The following is a 9494-nucleotide window of genomic DNA, read 5'->3' as shown; positions in this document are numbered from 1 at the left end:
CGGACAAGGCGGACACACGAGCCCACCGACGGACGAAGCGACCGACAGGACCGGCCGACAGCCGACACAGAGACACCGCCCCCCGCCGACACCCGACACGACGAACCCGGCCCGACGACCGACACGGACACGCGGGCCCGCCCCACGGACAAGGCGGACACACGAGCCCACCGACGGACGAAGCGACCGACAGGACCGGCCGACAGCCGACACAGAGACACCGACCACGGCCGACAGCCGGCGCGAACGGATCCGGCCCGACGTTCGGCACGGACACGCGGGTCCCGGCCCACCGGGGCCGCGGAGACGCCGGACCGCGCAGGTCCGGCACCCGGCTCGGCGCGGGGATCCGGACCGGGGCGACCGCCCGGCGTCGGTCGCGTCAGCGGAACTGCGCCCGCAGGTAGTCCCGCCACCGCGTCGTGAACTCCTCCGGCGTGGTGCCGAGCACGGTGTCCATCGCGTCCTCGACGGCCCCCTCGCGCTTGTCGTGGGCCCCCACGGCCCGGTAGAAGGCGTCCAGCCGTTCCTCGCCCCAGTGCTCGGCGATCATCCGGCAGGCCATCCAGCCGCCCTCGTAGGCGCGTGCCAGCTCGGCCCCGTCACCGGTGAAGCCGAAGTCGTCGTCCGTCGGCAACGCCCCGGGCAGGCGTCCCTCGGACACCGCGCGGGACAGCTCGGGGGCGGCCTGGGCCGGGGAGCGGCCGCTGCCCCGGTAGCCGACCCAGTCGGCGTACCCCTCGGACAGCCACAGCGGAGTGGCGGCGGTGGTGGCGGCCCGGGTGGCGACGTGGGTGGTCTCGTGGGTGAGCACGACCTGTTTGCCGAGGGTGCCGAGCAGCCCGTACGCGTCCGGGTTGACGATGATCCGGTCCGCGGGGGCGTCGGCGGGACCGCCGGTCTCGCCGGTGGTGACCGCCGCTATCCCGCGGTAGGAGGAGGCGGGCGAGCCGAGCAGCCCCGCCATCCCCTCCAGGGACCGGGGCACGAGGACGACGACGCGCCGGGCCCAGGCGCCGTCCCAGGCGTCCGACACGGCCGGTACCGCGTTGTCCGCCAGGTCCGCGAAGCGGCGCAGCGCCTCGGTGGACTGCCCGACACCGAGCACCAGGCTGCTCTCGCCGCGAACGACCCGCACCGCGCCCTGGTCCCACGGCTGCTGGGGGGACTTCTCGGCGGGCCGGTCGGAGTCGACGCGCCACCGCCCGTCCTCCTCCCGGCTCAGCCGCAGGGTGCGGGCGGTGGTGACGGCTCCCTTGTCGTGGCCCTCGATGCGGTAGCGCAGGTCGACGTCGGCGGTGGCGGTGTCGCCGGAGCGGTCCAGGTCCCGCACGCGGTACGACCAGTCGGCCAGGGGCACCGCGCGCAGGTTGCCGAACCCGGCGCGCGTGCCCGTGCGCGCGTAGTCGGCCTCGTCGTGGTCGAGGACGGCCGCCGCACGCAGGTCCAGCACCCGCTGCACCTCGGCCCGGGCGGGGTCGGCGGCGGTCCGGCCGCCGCAGGCCACCAGGGCGACGAGCAGCAGGCACAGCACCACCACCGAGGATCCCGGGACCCGCCTTCGACCAGCCACCTTTCCGATCGTACGGGGGCAGGGCCGCGCGGGTCAGAGGTCAGACCCTGGTGACCGAGGAGATCGGCATCATGCCGACCGGGTCGTAGCGCACCGGGGCGCCGGGGTAGGGCGCGTGGATCACCTGGCCGTTGCCCGCGTACATGCCGATGTGGCTGGCGTCGTCCCGGTAGGCGACCAGGTCGCCGGGCCGCGCCTGGGAGAGCGGGATCTGCCGGCCGGCGTACCGCTGCGCCTGCGAGGTGCGCGGCAGGGCCACCCCGGCCTGGGCGTACGACCACTGGGTCAGGCCGGAGCAGTCGAAGCCGCCGGGCCCGTTGGCGCCCCAGATGTAGGGCCTGCCGAGTGCGGAGCGGGCTGCGGCGAAGGCGGCCGCCGCCCGGCCGGAGGAGGGACCGGCACCGGCCGGGCCGGACAGGTCGGAGCGATCCGCGCGGGAGGCGCGGTCGTAGGCGTCGCGTGCGTCCTCCGGGAGGGAGTTGAGCAGCCGCCGGGCCTCGGCGAGCTTGCGCTCCACAGTCTTCTTGTGGGCGGCGACGGCCTTGCGGCCCTTCTCCAGCTCGGCGAGTTTCCGGGCGGCCTCGGCGCGGTCCTCGGTGAGGTCGCGCATGGCCCGCTGAAGCTCCTTGAGCTCACCGGCCTGGTGGGTGCTGATCCGGTCGAGGACGGATGCCTTGTCGAGGTAGTCCTCCGGGTCGGCGGAGAGCAGCAGCGCCAGCGACGGGTCGAGGCCGCCGGAGCGGTACTGGGCGCCGGCCAGCGAGCCGAGCGCGTCCCGCATGGTGTTGATGCGCTCCTGCTGCCGGGCGACGGCGTCCTGTGCGGTGCCGACCTGCTTGCGCAGCGCGTCGGTGCGCTCGTCGGCCTTGTTGTACGCCTCGGTCGCCTTCTCGGCCTCCGCGTAGAGGCGGTCCACCTCGGCCCGGGTGTCGTCGTGCGGCGCGGCGGCGGCCGGTACGGCGCCCAGGACCGCGGCGGCTACGGTGACGAGCCCGGCGGCGGCGCCGGCGCCGCGTGCGAACCCGGTTGGTGCAAGGCGGCGATGGGACCCCACGGGAAGCCGCACTCCTTCCGCTGGCGGACAGGGAAACGCGGCAGACAGTAGCCCCGCGGCGGTGTGCCGACCAACGACCGGGAGGGGGCGCGCAACGCGACGCCCCGCCGATGACGCAGGTCAGCGGCGGGGCGGGGAGTCAGACGGCCCTGTCGTGATTCGCCCGATCGGGCGGCAGGGGGTGCGGGTCTTCGCCCGTCTCGGGGGCGGTCCGGGTCAGACCCGGACGCCGAACATGAACGGGCCGCCGATGGTGTTCATCGACTCGTACCGGACGACCGTGCCGGTGCGGGGGGCGTGCAGGACCTGGCCGTTGCCGGCGTAGAGGCCGACGTGGTGCAGGTCGTTGAAGAAGAAGACCAGGTCGCCGACCTTCAGGTCGCTCATCGAGTAGATGCGCGTGCCGTAGTTGGCCTGGGCCTCGGAGGTGCGCGGGATGCCGACGCCGGCCTGGCCGTAGGCCCAGGAGGTCAGGCCCGAGCAGTCGAAGGAGGACGGGCCGGTGGCGCCGTAGACGTAGGGCGTGCCTATCTTGCTCTGGGCGGCGGCGAAGGCGGCGCCGGCCCGGCCGGAGGCGGACGCGGTGGAGCCGGACAGGACCTCGCGCTCGCTGCTGCGGGTGGCGCGCTCCTCCTCGGCGGCGAGGGCGGCCTTCTCCTGCGCGGTGAGCGTGTTGAGCAGCTTCTGCGCGGAGGCCAGCTTGCCCTGGACCTCCTTCTTCTTCTTGCCCAGCTCGGTGCGGGTGGAGGAGAGGTCCTTGAGCTTCTCGGACGCCTCGCTGCGCTGCTGGGCGAGGTCGCGCTGCTTCTCCTGGATCTTCTTCAGCGCCTCGACCTGCTGACCGCTCAGCTGGTCCAGCGTGGAGGCCTTGTCCAGGTAGTCGTCCGGATCGGCGGAGAGGAAGAGCTGGAGCGAGGGGTCGATGCCGCCGGAGCGGTACTGGGCGCTGGCCATCGAACCGAGGCCGTCGCGCAGCTCGTTGAGCTCCTCCTGGCCGCGGGCGACGTTGTCCTGGATGGTGGAGATCTCCTTCTGGAGCTTCTCCTGCTTCTCCTTGGCCCCGTTGTACTTCTCGGTGGCCTGCTCCGCCTCTTCGTAGAGCTTGTCGACCTTGGCCTTGACCTCGTCCTTGTTCGGCTTCTCGCTCGGCGCGGCGTTGGCGGCCTGCGAGCTGAGGACGACAGCGGCGGCGGCAGCGGTGGTGAGCACGGTCACGCGCGCGCGGCTCGGCTGCTTGGGACGACGGTGGGACGCCACGGAGACGAGCTCCTTCTCGAGAGTGATCACCCGATCGCGGGTTCGAAGGCAGACCCTAGTGACCCACTCGTGATCAGTTCAAATCCTCCGCCGAAAAATCCCGGTTACGCACCGCATTCTTTGCCGTCAACTCACATGCAGTGATACCCGGTTGACGCTACGTTGCGTGACGGTTCCGTCAATTCGGGCATAGGGCCCCTACGTTGCGGTTGGGACGGAAGTGAACCAGGGGCTAGGAAAGCCGCTTGAGGAGGACCGCCGACGCCACCGGCCGCGCCCCCGCACGGGCCACCCCGTCGGCGACCTCGCGGTCGGTGGAGACGACGATGACCGGCCGGCCCGGCGGCTCGGCGCGCACCAGCTGGCGGATCAACTCGTCGGCGGTGACGCCCGGTTTGGAGAACAGCACCCGCACGCCGCGCGGCGGTGCGAGCAGCACCGGTGCCGCCAGTTCGGCCCCGTCGAAGACACAGGTCATCTCGGCGCCGGTCTGCGCCGCCAGTTGGGAGAGCTGCCCGAGCAGCCTGAGCCGCTGCTTCTCCAGCGGCATCTGCGGATAGCCGGTCTTGGTGACGTTGTAGCCGTCCACGACCAGATGCGCCTGGGGCAGCGCGAGGAGCTGGTCGAGGATGGCGGGGTCGTTCTCGGACAGCGCGCGGGCGGCGATGTCCTTCGGCGTCATACGGCCCGGCTCCACCGCGTCCACCGTTTCCGCCGGCCGCACCGACACCGGCGGCAGCGCCAGCTCACGGCGCAGGCCCTGAGTCGCGTCGAGCAGGGTGTCCAGGAGCAGCCGTACGCGCATGTCCTCCACGCTGCGACCCTCGCGGGCGGCCCTGCGGGTGGCCTCCAGGGCGGCCTCCGCCTCCCCGAGCCGGGTCTTCAGGCGCCGGGTCTCGCTCTCGGCGGCGGACACCTGCAGCTGCCCCTCGGCACGCACGGCCTCGATCTCGGCGTGCACCTTGCGCAGCGCCGCCTCGCCGCGCTTGACGTCGCTGAGGGCGGAGCGGAGCTTGCGGTGCAGCGACTCGGCCTCCTTCTTGGCCGCCTCCAGCTCGCCGCGCAGCCGCTCGGTCTCGGCCCTGGTGTGCTCGCGGGCGCGGGCCAGTTCCTCGCGCAGCCGCTCCAGTTCCGCCCGGCTCTCCTCGTCGGCCCGCTCGGCGTCGGCGCGCTGCGCCTCCTCGCCGGCGGCGGTCACCAGCTTCACCCAGCCGTGCGGCCGCAGTACGTAGGCCGCGGCCGCCACGTCGAGCGGGTCCGCGGCCGGGGGCGGGGAGCCGGAGTCGAGAGCGCCGGCCAGTTCCGGCTGGGCTTCTCTGAACTTCTCGCCGATGCGCTGCCGGAACAGCGGATCGGTCTCCAGGGCGGCGGCCATGGCGTTGCCCGCGAACTTGACCCGACGGCTCGGCGTGAACCGGGCGTACTGCCTCAGCTGTGCGGGCAGTTCGCCGGGGGTGAGCCCGCCGAAGCCGTCGGACACTATGTGCACGACCCTGCGGCGCACTCCGTCGGGCAGCGGCCGGTCGAGCACCTCAGCGGCGCCGTCGCCCGGCCCCCCGCCGTGTGTCTCCACCATCCGTCACCCCAATACCTCTGCGCGATCCCGGTACGGTACGGGACCGGCTGTGCGCCGGCCCGCTCCGGTCAGGAATCGGCACCCGGCCTGTCCACCAGTTCGACCTGGTCCACCGCGTTGCACCAGCGGCACCGCACCGACTCGATCGTCTCACTGAGCACCTCGCGCTCCTCGACCTTCGGCTCGCCGGCCAGATCGAGGTGGACGTACTCGACGACCTTCGACGCGCGGGTCACGTCGAAGCGGGTGAGGTTGCCGCAGAGGGTGCAGCGCCACCGGGTCGTGGCGGTCGGCAGGGGAACCGTCATCGTGACTGTTCGCTTTCTTCCAGTGTCGGTGACGCGCCGGGCTCCCCGGTGCGTATGGCACGTAACCCTACGGCCTGGCGGGTACCCGACGCCCGTCCGTCCACGGCGGCGAGGCGACCTGGGCGGTTGCGTCCCGTTACGTCATGCTCTGTATCCATGATCCGCAACTGGAGCACGGTGGCCGCCAGGACGATCGGAGCACTCGGCAGGACCCGCACCTCACGGGGCTCGGCGGCGCCGGTGACCTACGGACTGATCGCCCTGTGCTGCCTGCTGTTCCTGGTCGGCCCCGCGGCGGGGCTGAATCCGGCGTACGGCTCCGGCGACGAGCTGCTCGCCGCGCAGCGCGCCTACTTCCGGCGCTGGGGCGTGATCCCCGCAGACCTGTTCGAGGACTCCCCCCGGGCCGCCCTGACCCCGGCCACGGCCCTGTTCGTCCACGGCAGCTGGGTCCACCTCCTCGGCAACATGCTCTTCCTCTACGTCTTCGGCGCGCTGACCGAGGAACGGATGGGCCGCCTCCAGTTCGCCCTGTTCTACCTCGGCTGCGGCTACCTGGCGCTGCTCGGCTACGCGGCGGCCAACGCCGGCTCCGAGGAGTCCCTGGTCGGCGCCTCGGGGGCGATCTCGGCGGTCCTCGGCGCCTTCCTCTTCCTGCTCCCCCGCGCCCGGGTCACCAGCCTGCTGCCCTTCCTGTTCTTCCTGCCGCTGCGCTTCCCGGCCTGGCTCGTGCTGCCGTTCTGGGCGGCCCTGCAGTGGACGGCGGCCGGGCGGGCCGGGGACGGCCCGGGGGTGGCGTACCTCGCGCACCTGGTGGGCTTCGGGCTGGGCTTCGTCTTCGCCGGGGTGCGGTTCGGGCGTGCGACTAGAGTGAGAACCGCCCCAGCGACGGCCCCCGAGGGAGAGAACCAGCCGTGATCAGCGCGATCGTCCTCATCAAGACCAGCGTGGACCGGATTCCCGAGATCGCGGAGCAGATCGCCGCGCTGGAGAACGTCAGCGAGGTCTTCTCCGTCACCGGCACCTACGACCTGATCGCCATGGTGCGGGTGAAGCAGCACGAGGACCTGGCGGAGGTCATCCCCGGCCGGATCAGCAAGATCCCGGGTGTGGAGGGCACGGACACGCACGTGGCGTTCCGTACGTACTCGCAGCACGACCTGGAAGCGGCCTTCGCGATCGGTCTGGACAACTGAGGTACGGGCGTGCCCGCGGATGAAGAGTTCTTCATCCCGGGCTCATCCGCATCCTCGGGTGCCGGGCGCAGGATCAGGAGCATGGTCTTTTCCCGCCGGATGGCGGCACTGGCCGCCGTCGTGTTGATCCCCCTCGGCATCGCGGCGACCAGTTTCGCCCTCACCGACAGTCCGCAGGAGCCCAAGGTCCCCGCCAAGGTGGAGCTGGAGAGCGGCTCCCCCACGCCTTCGCCCGCCTCCTCCCGGCCCGAGCCGACGCCGAGCCCCGGCGACCAGGTGGTGTCCCGGCCGCCGGTGACCGACAGCCCTCCGGATGACGACGATGACGACGACCGCGGCCGGAACACCGGGGACGACGGCCCCGCCGACGACGGACCGGCCGACGACGGCTGACCGTGACCGCCGGCGGATATCTGCCCGGGTCCGCATCCTGCTGTGGCTGCTGCTCGTGATGGCGGTCGCACTCGCCTCGGTGGCCGCCACCACCCGTTCGATCCTGCTGCGGGACACCGACCAGCGGATCAACGGCCTGCTCGCGCAGGAGGCCGGCGAGTTCGCCAACTTCGAGGAGCAGGGCTTCGACCCGGAGACCGGCCGCCCCTTCACCGACCCGGGCCGGCTGCTGCGGGTCTTCCTGGAGCGGCAGTACGCCGACCTGGACGAGGAGCTGATCGGGCTGGTGGGCCGGCCGGGCACCGTCCCGACGCAGATCATCCAGCAGCGCGAGATCCCGGTCTCCCTGCCCCTGCATGAGGACGCCGACGCCCGGCGCCGCATCTTCGGCTCGTCCGAGGCCACCGGCACCCTGCACCGGCCGCAGGGGGAGATCCGCTGGGCCAAGGTCACCGTGGCCCGGTACGGCGGCGAACCGGAGGCCGCGTTCGTGGTCGCCTTCCACCCGGGGCGGGAGAAGGCGCGCGCGGACGAGGTGTTCCGCGTGCTGCTCGCCATCTCCGGGGTCGCCCTGCTGATGACGACCGGCATCGCCTGGGTGGTCGCGGGGCGGATCCTCAAGCCGGTACGCCTGGTGCGCACCACCGCCGCCCAGCTCACCGAGCAGGACCTGACCCGGCGCATCCCGGTGCACGGCCACGACGACGTGGCCGCCCTCGCGGAGACGTTCAACGCCATGCTCGACCGGCTGGAACGGGCCTTCGCCACCCAGCGCCGGTTCGTCGACGACGCGGGCCACGAACTGCGCACTCCCATCACCATCGTGCGCGGCCATCTGGAACTCATGGGCGACGACCCGGCGGAGCGGGAGGAGACCGTCCGTCTGGTCACCGACGAACTGGACCGGATGAGCCGCATCGTGGAGGACCTGCTGCTGCTCGCCAAGGCCGAACGCCCCGACTTCGTCAGCCCCGAGCCGGTCCAGCTCGCCGAACTCACCGCCGACGTCTACGTCAAGGCCCGCACGCTCGGCGAGCGCGACTGGCAGCTCGCCGAAGTCGCCGACCGGGAGACGCTGTTGGACCCGCAGCGGATCACGCAGGCGATGGTGCAGCTCGCGCAGAACGCCGTGCAGCACACCGTCCCCGGCCAGACCATCCGCATCGGCTCACGCGCCGACGGTCCCCGGGTCGAGCTGTACGTCGCCGACTCCGGGCCCGGAGTCCAGCCGCAGGACGCCGAGGTGATCTTCGAGCGGTTCCGGCGCGGCACGGCCCGGCGCGGGGTGCGCGGCTCGGGTGCCGGGCTCGGGCTGTCCATCGTCAAGGCGATCGCGGAGGGCCACGGCGGGCGGGTCGGCCTGCACGACACCGAGGGCGGCGGCGCCACCTTCGTACTGACGCTCGACTGATTCCAGGAAGAGGCACGTCCATGAACCGCATCCTCATCGTGGAGGACGAGGAGCGCATCGCCTCCTTCGTCGAGAAGGGCCTGCGCGCCAACGGCTTCACCACCACCGTCGTCGCCGACGGCGACGCCGCCTACGAGTACGCCCTCACCGGCGGCTTCGACCTGGTGGTCCTGGACATCGGGCTGCCCGGCCGGGACGGCTTCACGGTCCTGCGCGAGCTGCGCGAGTCCCGGGTGACCACCCCGGTGATCGTGCTGACCGCGCGGGACTCGGTACGGGACACGGTGGCCGGCCTGGAGGGCGGCGCCGACGACTGGATGACCAAGCCGTTCCGCTTCGAGGAACTGCTCGCCCGGGTACGGCTCAGGCTGCGCACGGCGGCCCGGGCACCGGAGGTGACGGTGCTCAGGACCGGCGGCCTCTCCCTGGACCTGCGCACGCGCCGGGCCCGGGCCGGTGAGCGGACCGTGGACCTGACGGCCCGTGAGTTCGTACTGCTGGAACTGTTCCTGAGGCATCCCGGGCAGGTGCTGTCCCGCGAGCAGATCCTCTCCCACGTCTGGGGCTACGACTTCGACCCCGGATCCAACATCGTCGACGTGTACGTACGGGCGCTGCGCAAGAAGCTGGGGCCCCATCAGGTGGAGACGGTACGGGGCATGGGGTACCGGCTGCCCGCGTGAAATCTCCTTCATGTCCGGCTCATTGGGGTTTCACGACGCGAGT

10 protein-coding genes are annotated in these 9494 nt (G+C 72.4%); 5 read left to right on the top strand and 5 right to left on the bottom strand.

Annotated elements, in window-relative coordinates; translation table 11 throughout:
* Nucleotides 1-382: 382 nt before the first annotated feature.
* The 5 genes from IE260_RS29110 to IE260_RS29090 all read right to left on the bottom strand — a co-directional run bounded on the left by IE260_RS29110 (nucleotide 383) and on the right by IE260_RS29090 (nucleotide 5768).
* Nucleotides 383-1573, bottom strand: a complete 1191-nt coding sequence (locus IE260_RS29110) for a hypothetical protein (RefSeq protein ID WP_189877184.1) — start codon at nucleotides 1571-1573, stop codon at nucleotides 383-385.
* Between the two features lie 40 nt (nucleotides 1574-1613).
* A complete protein-coding gene (locus tag IE260_RS29105; RefSeq protein WP_189877182.1) occupies nucleotides 1614-2627 on the bottom strand; it encodes a C40 family peptidase in 1014 nt (337 codons plus the stop codon).
* Between the two features lie 216 nt (nucleotides 2628-2843).
* Entirely contained in the window at nucleotides 2844-3884 is a 1041-nt protein-coding gene (locus IE260_RS29100) for a C40 family peptidase (protein ID WP_189877180.1), read from the bottom strand.
* 232 nt (nucleotides 3885-4116) lie between these two features.
* Nucleotides 4117-5460, bottom strand: a complete 1344-nt coding sequence (locus tag IE260_RS29095; protein WP_189877178.1) for an NYN domain-containing protein — start codon at nucleotides 5458-5460, stop codon at nucleotides 4117-4119.
* A gap of 68 nt (nucleotides 5461-5528) precedes the next feature.
* Entirely contained in the window at nucleotides 5529-5768 is a 240-nt protein-coding gene (locus IE260_RS29090) for a hypothetical protein (protein ID WP_188180961.1), read from the bottom strand.
* A gap of 156 nt (nucleotides 5769-5924) precedes the next feature.
* Between IE260_RS29090 and IE260_RS29085 the strand changes: the two genes are divergently transcribed.
* The 5 genes from IE260_RS29085 (at nucleotide 5925) to IE260_RS29065 (ending at nucleotide 9451) form a co-directional block, all read left to right on the top strand.
* Nucleotides 5925-6686 carry a rhomboid family intramembrane serine protease gene (locus tag IE260_RS29085; RefSeq protein WP_189877176.1) on the top strand — a complete coding sequence of 254 codons (762 nt, stop codon included), beginning with the start codon at nucleotides 5925-5927 and terminating at the stop codon, nucleotides 6684-6686.
* Nucleotides 6683-6964: an Lrp/AsnC family transcriptional regulator gene (locus IE260_RS29080; protein WP_189877174.1), complete on the top strand. Its 282-nt coding sequence runs from the start codon at nucleotides 6683-6685 to the stop codon at nucleotides 6962-6964. Before IE260_RS29085 ends, IE260_RS29080 begins: the two co-directional genes overlap by 4 nt.
* An 81-nt stretch (nucleotides 6965-7045) precedes the next feature.
* Nucleotides 7046-7357 (top strand): small secreted hydrophilic protein, encoded by a 312-nt coding sequence (locus IE260_RS29075; protein WP_189877172.1) that lies wholly within the window; start codon nucleotides 7046-7048, stop codon nucleotides 7355-7357.
* Nucleotides 7287-8768: a sensor histidine kinase gene (locus IE260_RS29070; RefSeq protein ID WP_189877170.1), complete on the top strand. Its 1482-nt coding sequence runs from the start codon at nucleotides 7287-7289 to the stop codon at nucleotides 8766-8768. The genes IE260_RS29075 and IE260_RS29070 overlap by 71 nt, the downstream gene beginning before the upstream one ends.
* 20 nt (nucleotides 8769-8788) lie before the next feature.
* Entirely contained in the window at nucleotides 8789-9451 is a 663-nt protein-coding gene (locus tag IE260_RS29065; protein WP_189877168.1) for a response regulator transcription factor, read from the top strand.
* Nucleotides 9452-9494: the final 43 nt, after the last annotated feature.

It is taken from the genome of Streptomyces viridiviolaceus, assembly GCF_014650995.1.
GTDB lineage: Bacteria > Actinomycetota > Actinomycetes > Streptomycetales > Streptomycetaceae > Streptomyces > Streptomyces viridiviolaceus.
Note: the sequence above shows the minus strand (reverse complement) of the source record. Positions and strands in the feature narration are given on the sequence as shown.